The sequence below is a fragment of the Arachidicoccus sp. BS20 genome (assembly GCF_001659705.1).
Lineage (GTDB): Bacteria > Bacteroidota > Bacteroidia > Chitinophagales > Chitinophagaceae > Arachidicoccus.
Genome location: NZ_CP015971.1, coordinates 3,415,888 through 3,432,153, shown reverse-complemented (window position 1 = coordinate 3,432,153; position 16,266 = coordinate 3,415,888). Strand labels below are relative to the sequence as shown.

The following is a 16,266-nucleotide window of genomic DNA, read 5'->3' as shown; positions in this document are numbered from 1 at the left end:
TAACGCATTGTTTTTTACAAAAAATATTTTTCAATCAAATTCTCCGTGTAGTTCTCGTCATCGATATTTAACGCTGCGAAGGCTTCTTCGGCAAATGTTTTATCGGAAAAGTAAAAGTTGCCTTTGTTGAGCAATTGATAATTTGCTTTCAACGAAAGTTTTAGTTCAAAGGCTTTTACAACATCTTCAATCATTATATCTTTTGGATTAACTATAAAAATAGTTTTGTTCGGAGAATGATTTTTCAAATAATAATCCGTCATCAAAGCAAGATGTTCTACATCAATTAAATTTCGGTTGGTATTTGTCCATATGTCAAAAGGAATGTTTTCCGTGAGATTTTTATAAATAAAATTCGTGAGGTTTCCTGCTTGTCCGTTTTTGCCTACAACATTGGAAGTGCGCGCGATTACATATTGCGAAGCAAGTTCTTTGACCAGGTTTTCCATACGTTTTTTATGCAGCAAATAAGGCGTGTTTTTTGCATCGTCCGAATCGCTGATGCTGTATGAACTGAAGTAAATAATCGTTTTATCATTATACTTCGCAATATTTTCGCGCAGCAGGTTTTCTTCGCGCAAACGTTGTTCTTCAATATGCCCGAATAAATTGGACACGCCCGATGCGCAGAACAAAACATCATTTCTGTCGATCGCCTGTAACGCTGTGCCAATAAGCCCTTTGCCGAGAATCATGGTTGAAATACTTTTTAAAACATTGATTGCAACACCATATTTGCTTCCTGTCTCACAATGTCAATATCCGACAATTTATTGGCAATCAAAAAACAACTTGTCTGTTCATCTTCAAATAATTCAAAACTTTTTCTGCCGATAAGATTAATCGCAACATATCGATATATGCTGAATCGCTTAGTGTTTTCAATAGATTCCATTTGAAGATGATTGATAAAAACAGGCGAACCGATGAATGCAAAACTTGCTTTTTTATCATCCGATAAAATCGTCATCATAATATCAAAACAAGTTCTGATAATTCTTGAAGCTTTCATTTCATGCGTGAGTTTGCCGTACTTTGAAGCTTTCTTGCTGTTCTTATCTGTTCGCAAAAAGAATTCGATTACATAAAGTGAGGAAACGTAACATTTTATATCAACGAGATAATGATGCAGTTCAGTTTTAAAACTATAATGTAAAGTCTTTAATATATTATTATCAATAAAAGGATTAAGGGTTTGACCGATTTGTGTAAATTTATAGGAAGCATCGAACATGATATAAATTATGGAATCAACGGCTTGTAAGCATCAATTTTGTTGGCATCATATACTTGCTTTGAAATTTTGGATAAATTAATATTGACTTTTGTATATGCTTTGTCGGCAGCAACCTTTTTTGTTTTGCTGCTTGTGCGAATTGATAAATTTTGCTTTTTTGATACAATAGTTTTCATCTTCATTTATTTTGCTTCTTCAAAGATACCTTTTCCAATCAGCATTATCAAATTATCATATTTTCAAATTGTCAAATTCAGAATTTATCTTTGCGCCCTATGAGTCAAAATTTATCAGAACAGGAAATTATCCGCAGGGAAAAATTAAAAGCACTGGAAGCCGCAGGAATCGACGCATATCCTGCCGCGTTGTATCCCGTAACACATTTTTCGACAGACATAAAAAATTCTTTTACCGAAGAAAACAAAGATGATTTTACCAACGTATGCGTTGCCGGTCGCGTGATGAGCATTAACGACAAAGGCAAAGTTTTCTTTATAAAAATACAAGACAGCAAAGGCATCATTCAATTATATGTAAAGCGCGACGAGCTTTGCCCCGAGGAAGATAAATCGTTTTGGACAAATGTTGTAAAGACGTTGGATTTGGGCGATTTCATCGGTGTTACAGGATTTGTTTTTATCACAAAAACGGGCGAAACTTCTATTCATACGCAAACTTTAACCTTGCTCGCAAAATCCCTGAAACCCTTGCCGGTCGTGAAGCGCGACGAAGAAGGTAATGTGCATGATGCTGTCACAGACCCTGAATTTCGTTACCGTCAGCGTTATGCCGATTTGGTGATTAATCCCGAAGTAAAAGATACGTTTGTAAAGCGAACAAAAATCATTAATACCATTCGTGAATTTCTCAATAAACAAGGCGCATTGGAAGTGGACACGCCTGTGCTGCAGGCAATTCCCGGCGGCGCGGCGGCAAGACCTTTCGTTACGCACCACAATGCTTTGGATGTGCCGTTTTATCTCCGCATTGCAAATGAATTATATTTGAAAAGATTGATTGTTGGCGGATTTGATTGGGTGTACGAATTCAGCCGCAACTTCCGCAACGAAGGCATGGACAGAACGCACAATCCTGAGTTTACGGTGTTGGAATGGTACACGGCGTACAAAGATTATTTCTGGATGATGGAAACCACCGAGCAATTGTTTGAGCAACTCGCCATCGCCGTTCACGGAACAACCGATGTAAAAGTCGGAGAACAAACCATCAGTTTTAAAGCGCCGTTCAAACGTATTTCTATTCTCGATGCGATTAAAGAAAATACAGGCATTGACGTAAGCGAAAAAGACGAAGACGGTTTACGCGAAGTATGCAAGCAACTGAACATCGATGTTCCGCCGAATATCGGCAAAGGAAAACTGATCGATGAAATTTTCAGTGAAACATCGGAAAGCAAATATATACAGCCGACTTTCATCATTGATTATCCTGTAGAAATGAGCCCGCTTACAAAAAAACACCGCAGCAAACCCGGACTTGTTGAACGTTTTGAACTGATGATTAACGGCAAAGAAATCGCCAACGCATACAGCGAGCTCAACGACCCGATTGACCAGCGCGAACGCTTTGAAGAACAAGCGCGTTTAATGGAGCGCGGCGATGACGAAGCCATGTTTATCGACCAGGATTTTCTTCGAGCATTGGAATACGGAATGCCGCCGACAAGCGGCATCGGCATTGGTATTGACAGGTTGATAATGTTATTGACCAATCAGCAATCGATACAGGACGTATTGCTATTTCCGCAAATGCGACCGGAGAAATTAGCGTAAAATATAGAACCCAGATTTTTTATGATTGATTAAGATTTGAAATCATGATTGTCATACACAAATCAAAATTTAATGCAGCCTTCAACGGCTGCATTTTTATTTTCCATTGACCGATACATTTTGCACTTTTACCCATTTTATTTCTCACATCATTTTTATTGCATATTTTCGGGTAGTTAATCTCTATGAAGATGTTGAAAAAACTGACCCTTTGCCTTTGCATGATTTTAATTGCCATGGGCAATCATCTTTTCGCGCAAACTGATAATACAGATTTGCCGAAGATGTGGACATTGCAGCAATGCCTCGATTATGCAAAGCAAAACAACATTACCATTAATTCATTACGTCTTACCGCAGCCTCGAATGAACAAAATTTGATTCAGTCAAAAGCCGCGCGCTACCCCAATTTGTCCGGCAATGTTTCAACAGATTTGAATCATTACAAATCGGGCTTTTCGCCGTCCACAACCTTTGGCGCATCCTCTTCCGTTACGTTGTATCAGGGCAATTATCTTAACAACGATATTAAATCAAAACAGTTGGCTTTACAGGCTGCAAACCTTGATATTCAGTCGGCGGAAAATGATATTACTTTACAAATCACACAGGCATTTTTAAACATTCTTCTTGCCAAAGAAAATATTCTGTACTATAAAGATTTGATTACGACTTCCGAAGCACAGGTAACGCAGGCGCAACAAAAATATGATACAGGCTATCTTGCCAAAAAAGATTTGCTGGAATTGCAGGCAAGTCTCGCTACGGACAAATATTCTTTGGTCAATGCAGAAAATACCGTGCGACAAAATAAACTGACATTAAAACAAATTCTTCAACTGCCAACGGAAGATACTTTCGATGTTGTAAGCAGTGATACGGTAAATGTAAATCCTGCGCTCGTTTCCTTGTCAGATGCAGAATCTGCCGCGCTGCAAACACGCCCCGAAATCAAAAGCGGCGAATTAAATGTAGATGTAGAAAAGGTAGAACTGGAAAAGGCAAAATCCACTTTACGACCAACGCTTTCCGCAGGCGGCTCGTTGGGAACGAATTATGCAGGTAATCCGTCGTCGCCATATTTTCCTGCGCTCAACAATAATTTTTATCAGCAAATAGGATTGACGTTGAGCATTCCTATTCTCGACAGAAAAGTTACGAAAGCAAATACCGAACGTGCAAAAATCAATATAGAGCAGGCTAAGCTGAATCTGAAAAATACGAAAACCACTTTGTCGCAAAGCGTGGAGCAATCATATATTGATGTTGAAAATTCTTTAAATCAATATCAGGCGGCGAAAGTGCAGTTGGATTACACACAGGAAGCGTTTCGTATTGCAGATGCTTCTTACAAAATAGGTCAAAGCAATCTGGTAGATTATCTGCAACAAAAGAATTTGTACATACAAGCCGAGCAATCGTTTATTCAGGCAAAATACAGCGCGGCTTTATATGCGAAGATTTATAATTTCTATACAGGCATTCCTGTAACCGAATAATATAATTACAAAACGAAAAAGTTCATTATACAAACATATTTGAGCATGAAACGAAAAAATATTATCATACTACTCATCATCTTGCTGGCAGCAGTTTCGATATGGTACTTTTTCTTCAGAACAAAAGCAAAAGTTACTACTTACCAGACAGAGAAAGTGCATATCGGGCATATTGCAGAAACCGTAACCGCAACAGGAACAGTACAGCCGGTAGATACAGTTGCTGTAGGCACGCAGGTTTCCGGAACAGTTGCACATTTGTATGCCGATTTTAATTCGGTTGTAAAAAAAGGACAACTGCTCGCAGTGCTTGACCAGACGTTGTTTCAGGCATCTGTACAACAAGCGCAGGGCAATCTGGCAAATGCACAAAGCCAGTTGAATTATCAGCAACAAAATTATAACAGGCAAAAACAATTACTGGATGTGGGCGCCATCAGCCGTGCAGATTATGACAATGCTTACGCCTCTTATCAATCGGCAAAAGCTCAGGTGGAAGCATCGGAAGGAAGTTTGAAAAGCGCGCAAAAAAATCTGCAATTGTCCACGATTTATTCGCCCATTGACGGAACGGTTTTATCCAGAAATGTAAGCGAAGGTCAAACGGTTGCCGCGAGTTTCAGCACGCCTACTTTGTTTACGATTGCCAAAGATTTAACCAAAATGCAGGTGCTTGCGTCTGTTGACCAAGCCGATGTCGGCAACATCAAAGACAGTGAGCGCGCAACGTTTACGGTAGATGCTTTTTTGAACGATAAATTTGAAGGAAAGATTAAAGAAATTCGTCTAAATCCTGTAACATCATCCAATGTGGTAACTTATTCAACCATCATTGATGCACCAAACAAAGATTTGAAATTAAAACCCGGCATGACCACAAATATTATCATCTATACAAGTGAGGCGGATAGTGCGCTGTTAATATCTGAAAAAGCCGTGAAATACACGCCCAATACAACTGCCATACCGAAAGAAGATACACTTGTAAGCCTTAACGATACAGCACAGCTTGCGAATGATGAACGATACGTTTGGGTTTTACAGGGACATAAAATCATTCAAAAGAAAATAAAAGTCGGCTTGGACGACAATACAAAAGTACAGGTGCTGGATGGCTTAACACCGCACGATATTGTAATCACAGGCGAATCGCAGGTAACGGCAAAAGAAGCAGAAACAGAGGCTTCAAGTCCGTTCATGCCGCATCGTCCGGGAGGAAAAGGCGGTAGAAGATAAAGTTTGAAAAATGAGCAAAACCATTTTAGAAATAAAAAACTTAAAGCGCAATTTCGTAACGGGCGGCGAAACAGTACATGCTTTGAAAGGCGTTTCGTTTACCGTAAACGCGGGCGAATTTGTGACCATCATGGGAAGCAGCGGTTCAGGTAAAACCACTATGCTCAATATTCTCGGCTGTCTGGACAAACCGAGCGAAGGCGAATATTTGCTCGATGAAGTAAATGTAAAAAAATTGAACAGAGATGAATTGGCTTTACTGCGCAATCAAAAAATTGGTTTTGTGTTTCAGGCGTATAATTTATTGCCAAGAACAACAGCGCTTGAAAACGTAGAGTTACCGCTTTTTTACAACAAAAAAATAAGCGCCGCCGAAAGAAAAGAGCGCGCCGTTCATGCTCTCGAAGCCGTGAAATTACAAGGTCGCATGGACCACACGCCAAGCCAGCTTTCGGGCGGACAACAACAGCGCGTAGCCATCGCAAGAGCTTTGGTAAACGAGCCGGTAATGATTCTTGCAGATGAAGCAACCGGAAATCTGGACACACGCACGTCTTACGAAATAATGGCGCTGATGCAGGAATTAAATTCGCAGGGAAAAACAATCGTATTTGTAACGCACGAGCCTGACATTGCCGCATTCAGCAGCAGAACCATTATGCTGAAAGACGGAATATTGCAAAAAGATTATTTTAATGAAAATAAAAAATCCGCACAGGACGCATTGGACGCGCTGCCTGTGAGCGATGCGTATTAGTCTGAACCATGATTTAAAGGGATTGAAATGATTAATTGGATTGGCTATGAACTATTAGCCATGAACTATGAATTAAAAAACAATGGGCATTTCCAACCTCATAAAATTAGCATTAAGAGCTTTGCAGCGCAACAAGCTGCGGGCGTTTTTGACCATGCTCGGCATCATCATCGGCGTGGCAGCCGTAATTGCAATGATGGCAATCGGCAACGGCTCAAAAGAAAGCATTCGCACATCTTTATCGGGGATGGGTTCAAACATGATAAACATTATGCCGCAAAGTAACATCAGCGGCGGCGTGCGCATCGGCGGTTCGAGTTTTCAATCGCTTACCATGAGCGACGTGAGGGCTTTGCAGAAAAACGTAACATTAATCAGCGATATTTCGCCTGTTGTTCAGTCGAGCGGACAAGTCATTAACGGCGCGAATAACTGGAACACACAAATCATCGGCGTTGCGCCATCTTATCTAAACATCCGCCAATTCACAATTAAAGATGGCGTAAACTTCGACGATAAAGACGTGGAAACATCCGCTAAAGTTTGTCTGCTCGGACAAACCGTTGTTACCAATCTTTTTCCGAATGGCGAAAACCCCATCGGACAGTTTATTCGTTTTAAATCCACGCCGTTTCAGGTAATCGGAACATTAAATTCGAAAGGACAAAGCAGCTTCGGACAAGACCAGGACGATATTATTCTTGCGCCATACACAACCGTTCAAAACCGGATAACTGCACAAACAATTTATTTAAACAGCATTTACGCTTCGGCTGTAAGCGAAGATGAAAGCGACTCTGCAACCACGCAAATAGAAAATACACTTCGACAAAATCATCGTTTGAAAGAGACTGATGAAGACGATTTTTCTGTAAGAACGCAGGCTGAATTAATCAGTACCATTTCGAGTACAAGCAGTATGCTTACGGTTTTATTAACTTCTGTTGCGGCAATATCGTTGCTTATCGGCGGTATTGGCATTATGAATATCATGTACGTTTCGGTTACAGAGCGTACACGGGAGATTGGCTTGCGCATGGCAATAGGCGCACGCGGCATCGATATACTAATGCAATTCCTCATCGAAGCTATCATCATTAGCATTACCGGCGGGTTGATTGGCGTACTTTTAGGATTGGCTGCCTCTTTCGGAATTTCCTATTTTGCACATTGGCCCATATTGATTTCAGAAACTTCTATTGTCGTTTCGTTTTTAGTGTGCGGCATTACCGGCATTTTCTTCGGTTATTATCCCGCGCAAAAAGCGGCAAGGCTTGACCCGATTGAAGCGCTGAGGTATGAATAATGAAGCGTGAAATGTTATTGATTATTAGCAGTTTAACTCCTTTTCGAGTTTCTGAATTTACGAAGCACATCAAATCCCGGTGTTGAAATTGAAAGCGGAATTATAAATGCTGTTCCTACATTTTTATCAGGATGTGGAGATTTTTCCAAGTCATTGCATTTGGAAATTATAGTTGCCATGCTAATCATTAACAAGCTGTCATTTATAGGGTAATCACGTTCTTTTTCATATACAGCAATTATCACAGGACAACCTGTAACCTCCATCATTTTTTTATGTTTTTCAAAATCCTTGATAGAAAAATAAAAGAAAGGAGACTTTTTACTGCCGTAGAATTTTCTGCATTTTACCTCGATTTCAACTTGTTGAGCATTTCTTACAATGAAGTCACCTCTTTTAATTAATCCGTCAGCCACATTTGTATAAATCTTAAAACTTTCCTGACTTTGGTTAATTTCTTCTAATACAAATCCCTCAATTGCTGCCTGTTCTTTAAATAATTTTTGAGCTTTAATTCCAGCTCTAAACCAGTCAAGCGTATAATTTCTATATTCTTCAACTTCTTTTAACTTGACCGGTTTCCAGTTTGGCTCACCTTGATAAATGATAAAGTCTTCATCTAATTCGTAGTCCAAGAGTTCGTCTAAATGATTGATATAAATCGAATTGACGGAATCTTTTTTATTTTTTATAATTAAATGATAGCCCATAAATTTAAGTTTTAATTCGTTAGAAATTTATGTTCTTCTTCTCTCAATCTTAATGCAACAATAGCAAAGAGCTTGATTGTTGATAAAGCCGCAAGCCACTAAAACATTTTGCATCTATACTTCTACGCTCGCCCCCAGCCACGCCATTGTTCCCATTCCAACCTCAATCGCATTTTCATCGGCATTGAATTTTGGCGTGTGTACGTTGTGAATAATTCCTGCGCTTTCGTTTCGCACGCCGAGGCGGAAAAAACAACCTGCAATTTTTTGCGTGTAATAACCGAAATCTTCTGCGCCCATGCGCAGTTCGGTTTCGAAAACATTCTCTTCGCCGATAAACTCTTTTGCTAAATGCTGCGCAGTATTTGTAAGCGTTTCATCGTTATCAACGGACGGATAACCCACATCAATCAGCAAATCAATTTCTGCGCTTGTGGAAGTTTTTAACCCTTCAATATGCTTACGAATTAATTCGTGCGCCTTGTAACGCCAGGTTTCGTCCATTGCCCTGAAAGTCCCTTTCAGCCTGACTTCCGAAGGAATGACATTGGTTGTATATCCGCCGTTAAACGCGCAAATCGACAGCACCGACGGCGAAAAAGGATTCCTGTTTCGACTGATGATTTGCTGCAAATCCACCACCAATTGCGAAGCAACTAAAATAGTATCAACCGTGAGTTGCGGCGCGGCAGCATGACCACCTTCGCCTTTTATCGTAATAAATATTTCGTCGGCGCTTGCCATTACTTTTCCCGAACGGAAACTCAGTTTTCCGCAATCCAATCCGGGATGAACGTGCAAACCGATGATACCTTGCGGCGCAGGATTTTCCAACACGCCGTCTTTAATCATCAAACTTGCGCCGCCGGGATTTCTTTCCTCGCCGGGCTGAAAAACTAATTTTATCGTTCCTAACCAATTATTTTTAGTTTCCTGCAAAATTTTTGCTGCGCCGAGCAAACAGGTTGTATGCACATCATGCCCGCAAGCATGCATCACGCCTGCGTTTTGCGACTTGTAATCAACATTATTTTCTTCCGAAATAGGCAAAGCATCCATGTCCGCACGCAACGCAATTATGCGCGACGATGGATTTTTTCCTTCAATAATTCCCACCACGCCTGTGGTTGCTTTTACTTCAAAAGGAATGTTCCATTCACTCAATTTTGACTGAACAAATCTGGACGTTTCAAATTCTTCATAGCTCAATTCAGGATGCGCGTGCAAGTGACGACGCACTTGTATAAACTCATCTTTGTGTTGCGATGCAAGTTGTTGTATTTTTTCTTTTAATATATTGTTCATAACATAACGCTTGGTATTCCTTTGCGTCTTCGCGCCTTAGTAGCAAAATTAATGAGCCACAAAGACACAAAAGCACGAAGGTTCACAAAGTTAATAATTTCCTTCCGCCGTTTCCCCTGAAACGATTGCCACGCTTGCACTACAGCCCAATCTTGTCGCGCCGGCTTCTACCAATTCTTTGGCAAATTCATACGTGCGAATGCCGCCGCTTGCTTTGATTTGAACGCCTTGCGGCAAATTTTCTTTGAACAATTTTACCGCGTGAACCGATGCGCCTTTTTCGGCATAGCCCGTGGAAGTTTTTAAATAATCAATGCCCGCCGCTCCATACAGCTGGCAACATTTTACAATTTCATCATCGGTTAAAATGCCGCTTTCGATAATGATTTTTACCACCTTATTTTTCTCTTTGATAATCGGTACAAGATGATTGATTTCATTCACCAGATATTCCCAATCATTATTTTTCAAAGCGATTAAATTAATCACAATATCAAGTTCATCCACGCCATCAACAATTGCCAAAAGTGTTTCCGCAATCTTCGCTTCCACAGCCGAATAACCGAACGGAAACCCAATCACAGTGGCGGTTTTCACGTTTTTTCCTTGTAATAATTCTTTCGATTTTTTTACAAAAGGCGGCGGAACACACACAGCCGCAAACTCATATTCGACGGCTTCCTTGCACAACTTTTCAATATCGGAAATTAAAGTTGTGGGCTTTAAAATCGTATGGTCGATGTAGTGGTTTAGTTTCATTTTTTATTACACAAATTTTTACGAATTACACGAATTTTAGAACGTTGATTTTTTATGATAATTATGATTGTCCTCACAATCCAAAAAATCCACCCAAATACAGGTTCAGATTTTATCCGCCTGCTTTTTTCGTTTGCGAATATCCTTCTTTCAACAAGTATTGCAAAACTTTATCGCGTTGGTCGCCCTGAATGAGCATTTCATTGTCTTTGACAGAGCCGCCCGTACCGCAAAAGTTTTTTAATTTTTTTCCTAATTCTTTCAAATCATCTTCACTTCCCACAAAGCCTGAAACCAGCGTGGCAGCCTTGCCGCCGCGATTTTTTGTTTCTAACCAAATGCGCAGTTTTTGTTGATTCGGCGCAAGCGTATCAACGCTTTCTTCTTCGTTTTGAAAAGAAAAATTCGGGTCGGTGCTGTAAACTAAACCGTTGTTATCTCTTTTGTTTTTGCTCATTCTGTTATCTGTTGTCGGTTATTTGTTATCCGTTCAATTCCGCTTTCAAACTTAAATCCAAACTTACCGCGTGATGAATGAGCGCGCCCACGCTCACATAATCAACGCCTGTGCGCGCGTAGCTTTCAACCGTTTCGAGATTGATGCCGCCGCTGGCTTCGGTTTCAAATTCTTTATCAATAATTTTTAATGCTTCGCTGATTTTGTCAGGCGAAAAATTATCCAGCATGATGCGGAAAACTTTTCCTTTACCCATTTCGCAAACCGTTTTTACATCGTCCAACGTGCGTGTTTCCACTTCGATTTTTAAGTTTAAATTATTTTCCTGAACATATTGAAACGCCTGATTAACGGCGCTTTCAATGCTTCCGCAAAAATCGATATGATTATCTTTCAGCATTATCATATCGTACAAACCAAAACGATGATTGATGCCGCCGCCGATGCGCACGGCTTCTTTTTCCAACAAACGAAAATTGGGCGTGGTCTTGCGTGTGTCTAAAACTTTAGTATGATAATTTTTTAATTTTTCAACATATTGATTGGTCAAAGTTGCGATGCCGCTCATGCGTTGCATACAATTCAACACCACACGTTCGCAACTCAAAATCGTTTGCATGGACGCTTCTACTTCAAAAGCGATTTCGCCGAACTTCATGGCATCGCCATCATTTTTATATTGATTGAAAACAGCATCTTTTTCTACGTGTTCAAAAATCGCTTTCGCAACTTCAACGCCTGCAAGAACACCGTCCTGCTTCACTTTCAGCACAGCCTTTCCTTTTTTATTTGCCGGAATGCAACTCAAAGTCGAGAAGTCGCCTGCGCCAATGTCTTCTTTTAATGCTTCTGAAATTAAGTGTTGTAAGTTCATTGTTATCGGTTATCAGTTATTTGTTGTCCGTTATTTATTATGCAAAACTGTTTAATTGCTTTATTGTTTAATTATTTTTATCAATCCCACAAATCATTACAATCTTCCCAAATCCCCGTTCAGACATTTGCCACCAACGCCGCTGCGCCAAAAACGCCGGCACTGTCGCCCAGCGCGGGTTTCAGAATATCCACGTCCACGCGGTTGTTGAAAATATATTTTGCCAATGCTTCTTTTCCTTTTGTATAAAGACTATCAATATTGCCAACGCCGCCGCCAATCACAATTACATCCGGGTCGAGAATATCCACGACAACGGAAATAGCTTTACCAAACATATCGTACAACCTGTCCAAAGTCTGCTGCGCAAGTACATCGTGCGAAGCATCGCTTACAATTTCTTTCAAAAATTTTTGTGTGCCGGAAATTTTTTGATAAAAATCTTCCAGCGCGGGACCCGCAATTATTTTCTCCACACAACCAACTTTTCCGCAGTAACATCGTCCGCCACTTTCGTCTAGAAAATTATGTCCCCACTCGCCGGCGATGCCGTGCTTGCCGTTCCAAATTTTCCCGTCCATCACAATGCCTGCGCCAACGCCCGTTCCCATAATAATTCCGAAAACCATGCGCGCTTCGGGCGTTTTCTCTTTTACGATTCCCCAAGTGGTTTCTGCCAATGCAAAACAATTAGCATCGTTCGCAAGTTCCACTTTTACGCCTAAAATTTCTTCCAAATCTTTCTTCAACGGTTTGCCGTTCAACGCTGTAGAATTACAGTTTTTCATAGTTTGTAAAACCGGGTCTAACTCGCCGGGCGTACCGAAACCGATGTGTTCTGGCGCTATACCCGAATCGGATTTCATCTTCTCCACTAAAAATTTAATTTGATGAAGAATATGTTCATAACCTTTGTCTCCTTCGGTTGAAACACGCTCGCGGATAATCGGTTTTGTGTCCTGCAACGACGGCAATACCGCGCCTTCGATTTTTGTTCCGCCTAAATCAATTCCCCAAATTGCCATGTTCAGATTTTTGGATTCAAAGATAAGTTTATGTGGAGATTTATGATGTCTGATTTATTGATGTTTGGTTTGAGAAAATTTTTTATAGGCAACATGAAAGCCGCCAAGAGGCGACAAAATAAAGGTTTGAGGCGAGGACACCTCGAACAGCAACTATTTCAAAAAGTAAGATTAATTCTCTTCGTCCGTCTTCGCTCCTTCCCAACCAATGATTGCTGTTTTTCTTATATTTCCCCAGCGATAGCCGTCGAATGTTCCCGAACTGCGAATCACGCGATGACAAGGAATTAAAAACGCAACAGGATTGCTGCCGATTGCCGTTCCTACGGCACGCGATGCACTTGGATTCCCAATTTCTTCGGCGACATTTCCGTAAGTAGATAATTTTCCAAAAGGAATTTTCAGCAGCGTTTCCCACACTTTCAACTGAAAATCCGTTCCTTTTAAATGCAGTTTTATTTCGGGCAATTTGCTCCAGTCATTTTGAAAAATAAAGAGCGCATTTTGTTGCAGCATATCCAATTTTTTATGAAAAACGGCATTGGAAAATTGTTTCTTTAAATCAAATAAAGCTTCCTGTTCATTTTCTGCGAAAGCCATATAACATACGCCTTTCGCGGTAGAAGCTACGATTAAATTCCCAAACGGGCTTTCCGCGAAACTGTAATTCAAGGATAAATTTTTGCCGCCGTTTTTATACTCTGCAGGCGTCATTCCTTCGATGTTTACAAATAAATCGTGCAGCCGGCTCGTACTTGATAGCCCTGTTTCAAAAGCGGCGTCAAACAACGTTACTCGGCTGTCTTCTTTCAAAATATTTTTAGCATATTCCACGCTGATGTATTGCAAAAATTTTTTCGGGCTTGTGCCTGCCCAGTCGGTAAATAACCGCTGAAAATGTGCAGGGCTCAAATGTACTTTTTCCGCCACTTCATCAAGGTCCGGCTGTTGTTTGAAATTATTTCTGATGTAATCAATTGCGTCTGCGATGCGGTTGTAATTGATAACTTGCTGCGTGTTCATTGATTCAAATTTATACAAATGTCATCCATATTTTTTTCATAGAAAATCCGAAATATGCGGAGTTTATCTGCCCTCGGATTACAGGCAAAAGAAATTCACAATTGATTTCGGTATTAAAAAATTGACCACTTGGCAAAACTGAATTTTCGGCATACATTGCGCTTCCTCAATTGATACTGTATTTTTACCTTGATATAAAAAATTAAGAACTCGATTTAATAATTTAATAAAAACAAAATAATGAAGAAATTATTACTTTCTATTGCAGTTGTATTGGCTGCATCGGCAAGCGCTTTGGCACAAACAAAAACTATTGCCGACAGCACTTCTCCACAAGTAGAAACTATCGTTGTTATCCGCCATGGAGAAAAGCCGCAAGGTGGTCTCGGACAACTCAACTGTAAAGGGCTGAACCGCTCACTTGCATTGCCGAAAGTATTGCTTAATAAGTTTGGCAAACCACAGTTCATTTTCGCACCCAATCCATCGGAAAAAGTGGACGATGCCAAATATTTTTATGTCCGTCCATTAGCAACCATTGAGCCGACAGCTATTTATTGCGGCTTGCCCGTTAATACCGAGTTCGGCTACCTGGAAATTGAAGCACTGGAAAATGAGCTGTACAAACCGGAATATAGAAACTCCACTATTTTTATTGCATGGGAACATGGTTTGCTCAATGCCTTTGTCCACAGAATAATCAGGCATAACGGCGGTAATGACAAATCTGTACCTTCATGGTCGAACGATGAGTACGACAGAATTTTTGTATTTAAAATTATAAGAGAAAATGGTCAAAGAAAATTCTCCTATACAATTGACCACGAAGGACTAAACGGCGTGAGCGACCAATGCCTGCTTTAAAATTATTTGAGTTTTTTACAGAAAATAACGCTGTATTTATTTGTTAATTCAATTTTATTAATGAACGATAGCTTTGCTCGTTAACCGAGTTCCGCTATCTTCGTACTCCAAAAAAATATTGTTATGAACCTACACGAATATCAGGCGAAAGAATTATTGAAAAAATATAACGTTCCCGTGCAAGAGGGAATTGCTGTGGAATCGGTAGCTGCGGCGGAAGATGCGTACCGGCAAATCAAAGCGGAAACTGATTCCAAATTTGCCGTTATCAAAGCACAAATTCACGCAGGCGGACGCGGAAAAGGAACAATTAAAGAACATCCCGAACAACACGGCGTACAAGTTGTAAAAAGTGTGGAAGATGCAGCCGAAGTAGCAAAAAACATTTTGGGCGGAACTTTGGTTACGATTCAAACAGGCGCAGCGGGCAAAAAAGTGAACAAAATATTTGTTGCAAAAGACGCCTATTACGACGGACCAAGCCCTACAAAAGAATTTTATTTGTCCATTTTATTGGACAGAGCAAAAGGGCAAAACGTCATCATGTACAGCACAGAAGGCGGCATGGACATTGAAGAAGTCGCACACAACACACCCGAAAAAATATTCAAAGAATGGGTGCATCCGTCAGGCGGATTGTTGCCTTTTCAGGCGCGCAAAATTGCCTTCAATTTTGGTTTGAGCGGCGATGCATTTAAGAACTGTGTGAAATTTGTAACCAATTTATACAACGCCTACATCGGCGTGGATGCAAGTATGCTGGAAATAAATCCACTGTTCAAAACATCGGATGAAAAAATTATCGCGGTAGATTGTAAACTGAATATTGATGAGAATGCATTAATTCGTCGTCCCGAAATTGCTGCACTGCGCGACATTACAGAAGAAGACCCAACCGAAGTTGAAGCGGGACAATACAATCTCAACTTTGTAAAACTCGACGGCAATGTTGGTTGTATGGTAAACGGCGCAGGACTTGCGATGGCAACAATGGATATGATTAAACTAAGCGGCGGCGAACCTGCGAACTTCTTGGATGTTGGCGGTACGGCAAATGCACAAACTGTGGAAGCGGGTTTCAAAATCATTCTGAAAGACCCGAACGTAAATGCAATTTTAATAAATATCTTCGGCGGCATCGTGCGCTGCGACCGTGTTGCAGCCGGCGTGATTGAAGCGTATAACAAACTAGGCGATATTAAAATTCCAATCATCGTGCGGCTGCAAGGAACAAATGCCGAAGAAGCGAAAAAGTTGATTGATGAAAGCGGCTTAAAAGTAGAATCTGCAATTTTGTTGAGCGAAGCAGCGGATTTGGTAAAGAAAGCAGTGGCGTAAAATCTTCTCTAATAAATTTAATGAATCGCTGTGATGATAATAATCATTACAGCGATTTTTATTTTGTATAAAAAGCAAAGCCG

Annotated in this window: 17 protein-coding genes; 7 read left to right on the top strand and 10 right to left on the bottom strand. The window is 40.4% G+C overall.

Going from position 1 to position 16,266, the window contains the following annotated elements:
• Positions 1 to 14: 14 nt before the first annotated feature.
• The 3 genes from A9P82_RS14920 to A9P82_RS15540 all read right to left on the bottom strand — a co-directional run bounded on the left by A9P82_RS14920 (position 15) and on the right by A9P82_RS15540 (position 1,413).
• A complete protein-coding gene (locus A9P82_RS14920) occupies positions 15 to 695 on the bottom strand; it encodes an NAD-dependent epimerase/dehydratase family protein (protein ID WP_066209243.1) in 681 nt (226 codons plus the stop codon).
• A 14-nt stretch (positions 696 to 709) separates the two neighbouring features.
• The gene (locus tag A9P82_RS15545; RefSeq protein ID WP_156522714.1) at positions 710 to 1,012 is read right to left on the bottom strand and encodes a hypothetical protein; all 303 of its coding nucleotides are present in this window, start codon (positions 1,010 to 1,012) and stop codon (positions 710 to 712) included.
• A gap of 230 nt (positions 1,013 to 1,242) precedes the next feature.
• Positions 1,243 to 1,413, bottom strand: a complete 171-nt coding sequence (locus A9P82_RS15540) for a hypothetical protein (protein WP_156522713.1) — start codon at positions 1,411 to 1,413, stop codon at positions 1,243 to 1,245.
• A 99-nt stretch (positions 1,414 to 1,512) separates the two neighbouring features.
• On the opposite strand from A9P82_RS15540, the gene lysS reads away from it, so the two are divergent.
• The 5 genes from lysS (at position 1,513) to A9P82_RS14890 (ending at position 7,828) form a co-directional block, all read left to right on the top strand.
• On the top strand, positions 1,513 to 3,030 hold the full coding sequence (gene lysS / locus A9P82_RS14910; protein WP_066209239.1) for a lysine--tRNA ligase: 1,518 nt from the start codon (positions 1,513 to 1,515) through the stop codon (positions 3,028 to 3,030).
• 191 nt (positions 3,031 to 3,221) lie between these two features.
• Positions 3,222 to 4,529, top strand: a complete 1,308-nt coding sequence (locus A9P82_RS14905) for a TolC family protein (RefSeq protein WP_066209235.1) — start codon at positions 3,222 to 3,224, stop codon at positions 4,527 to 4,529.
• Between the two features lie 45 nt (positions 4,530 to 4,574).
• The gene (locus tag A9P82_RS14900; RefSeq protein ID WP_066209233.1) at positions 4,575 to 5,765 is read left to right on the top strand and encodes an efflux RND transporter periplasmic adaptor subunit; all 1,191 of its coding nucleotides are present in this window, start codon (positions 4,575 to 4,577) and stop codon (positions 5,763 to 5,765) included.
• A gap of 10 nt (positions 5,766 to 5,775) precedes the next feature.
• Positions 5,776 to 6,522, top strand: a complete 747-nt coding sequence (locus A9P82_RS14895; protein ID WP_066209230.1) for an ABC transporter ATP-binding protein — start codon at positions 5,776 to 5,778, stop codon at positions 6,520 to 6,522.
• An 82-nt stretch (positions 6,523 to 6,604) separates the two neighbouring features.
• Positions 6,605 to 7,828 (top strand): ABC transporter permease, encoded by a 1,224-nt coding sequence (locus A9P82_RS14890; protein WP_066209228.1) that lies wholly within the window; start codon positions 6,605 to 6,607, stop codon positions 7,826 to 7,828.
• Positions 7,829 to 7,860: 32 nt separating this feature from the next.
• On the opposite strand, the gene A9P82_RS14885 is transcribed toward A9P82_RS14890, so the two are convergent.
• From A9P82_RS14885 to A9P82_RS14855, 7 genes are all read right to left on the bottom strand, one after another.
• Positions 7,861 to 8,538: a hypothetical protein gene (locus A9P82_RS14885; RefSeq protein ID WP_066209225.1), complete on the bottom strand. Its 678-nt coding sequence runs from the start codon at positions 8,536 to 8,538 to the stop codon at positions 7,861 to 7,863.
• A 114-nt stretch (positions 8,539 to 8,652) separates the two neighbouring features.
• A complete protein-coding gene (locus A9P82_RS14880; protein WP_197492194.1) occupies positions 8,653 to 9,843 on the bottom strand; it encodes a M20 metallopeptidase family protein in 1,191 nt (396 codons plus the stop codon).
• A 90-nt stretch (positions 9,844 to 9,933) separates the two neighbouring features.
• Positions 9,934 to 10,602 carry a deoxyribose-phosphate aldolase gene (gene deoC, locus A9P82_RS14875; protein ID WP_066209222.1) on the bottom strand — a complete coding sequence of 223 codons (669 nt, stop codon included), beginning with the start codon at positions 10,600 to 10,602 and terminating at the stop codon, positions 9,934 to 9,936.
• Between the two features lie 112 nt (positions 10,603 to 10,714).
• A complete protein-coding gene (locus A9P82_RS14870; RefSeq protein WP_066209220.1) occupies positions 10,715 to 11,059 on the bottom strand; it encodes a translation initiation factor in 345 nt (114 codons plus the stop codon).
• A 25-nt stretch (positions 11,060 to 11,084) separates the two neighbouring features.
• A complete protein-coding gene (gene nadC / locus A9P82_RS14865) occupies positions 11,085 to 11,933 on the bottom strand; it encodes a carboxylating nicotinate-nucleotide diphosphorylase (protein WP_066209218.1) in 849 nt (282 codons plus the stop codon).
• Between the two features lie 119 nt (positions 11,934 to 12,052).
• Entirely contained in the window at positions 12,053 to 12,958 is a 906-nt protein-coding gene (locus tag A9P82_RS14860) for an ROK family protein (RefSeq protein WP_066209215.1), read from the bottom strand.
• A gap of 171 nt (positions 12,959 to 13,129) precedes the next feature.
• Positions 13,130 to 13,981: a methylated-DNA--[protein]-cysteine S-methyltransferase gene (locus tag A9P82_RS14855; protein ID WP_066209213.1), complete on the bottom strand. Its 852-nt coding sequence runs from the start codon at positions 13,979 to 13,981 to the stop codon at positions 13,130 to 13,132.
• A gap of 240 nt (positions 13,982 to 14,221) precedes the next feature.
• On the opposite strand from A9P82_RS14855, the gene A9P82_RS14850 reads away from it, so the two are divergent.
• Together A9P82_RS14850 and sucC are read left to right on the top strand one after the other, a co-directional pair.
• Positions 14,222 to 14,845: a hypothetical protein gene (locus tag A9P82_RS14850; protein ID WP_066209208.1), complete on the top strand. Its 624-nt coding sequence runs from the start codon at positions 14,222 to 14,224 to the stop codon at positions 14,843 to 14,845.
• A gap of 123 nt (positions 14,846 to 14,968) precedes the next feature.
• Positions 14,969 to 16,183 (top strand): ADP-forming succinate--CoA ligase subunit beta, encoded by a 1,215-nt coding sequence (sucC, locus tag A9P82_RS14845; protein WP_066209206.1) that lies wholly within the window; start codon positions 14,969 to 14,971, stop codon positions 16,181 to 16,183.
• The last annotated feature ends 83 nt before the right edge of the window (positions 16,184 to 16,266 follow it).

Bases quoted from the DNA above. Each gene is read 5' to 3' on its own strand.
- A9P82_RS14870 (WP_066209220.1), bottom strand. From the start codon at position 11,059: ATGAGCAAAAACAAAAGAGATAACAACGGTTTAGTTTACAGCACCGAC.
- A9P82_RS15540 (WP_156522713.1), bottom strand. From the start codon at position 1,413: ATGAAAACTATTGTATCAAAAAAGCAAAATTTATCAATTCGCACAAGC.
- A9P82_RS15545 (WP_156522714.1), bottom strand. From the start codon at position 1,012: ATGAAAGCTTCAAGAATTATCAGAACTTGTTTTGATATTATGATGACG.
- nadC (WP_066209218.1), bottom strand. From the start codon at position 11,933: ATGAACTTACAACACTTAATTTCAGAAGCATTAAAAGAAGACATTGGC.
- A9P82_RS14850 (WP_066209208.1), top strand. From the start codon at position 14,222: ATGAAGAAATTATTACTTTCTATTGCAGTTGTATTGGCTGCATCGGCA.
- A9P82_RS14920 (WP_066209243.1), bottom strand. From the start codon at position 695: ATGATTCTCGGCAAAGGGCTTATTGGCACAGCGTTACAGGCGATCGAC.
- A9P82_RS14855 (WP_066209213.1), bottom strand. From the start codon at position 13,981: ATGAACACGCAGCAAGTTATCAATTACAACCGCATCGCAGACGCAATT.
- lysS (WP_066209239.1), top strand. From the start codon at position 1,513: ATGAGTCAAAATTTATCAGAACAGGAAATTATCCGCAGGGAAAAATTA.
- A9P82_RS14860 (WP_066209215.1), bottom strand. From the start codon at position 12,958: ATGGCAATTTGGGGAATTGATTTAGGCGGAACAAAAATCGAAGGCGCG.
- A9P82_RS14885 (WP_066209225.1), bottom strand. From the start codon at position 8,538: ATGGGCTATCATTTAATTATAAAAAATAAAAAAGATTCCGTCAATTCG.
- A9P82_RS14900 (WP_066209233.1), top strand. From the start codon at position 4,575: ATGAAACGAAAAAATATTATCATACTACTCATCATCTTGCTGGCAGCA.
- A9P82_RS14890 (WP_066209228.1), top strand. From the start codon at position 6,605: ATGGGCATTTCCAACCTCATAAAATTAGCATTAAGAGCTTTGCAGCGC.
- deoC (WP_066209222.1), bottom strand. From the start codon at position 10,602: ATGAAACTAAACCACTACATCGACCATACGATTTTAAAGCCCACAACT.
- A9P82_RS14895 (WP_066209230.1), top strand. From the start codon at position 5,776: ATGAGCAAAACCATTTTAGAAATAAAAAACTTAAAGCGCAATTTCGTA.
- sucC (WP_066209206.1), top strand. From the start codon at position 14,969: ATGAACCTACACGAATATCAGGCGAAAGAATTATTGAAAAAATATAAC.
- A9P82_RS14880 (WP_197492194.1), bottom strand. From the start codon at position 9,843: ATGAACAATATATTAAAAGAAAAAATACAACAACTTGCATCGCAACAC.
- A9P82_RS14905 (WP_066209235.1), top strand. From the start codon at position 3,222: ATGTTGAAAAAACTGACCCTTTGCCTTTGCATGATTTTAATTGCCATG.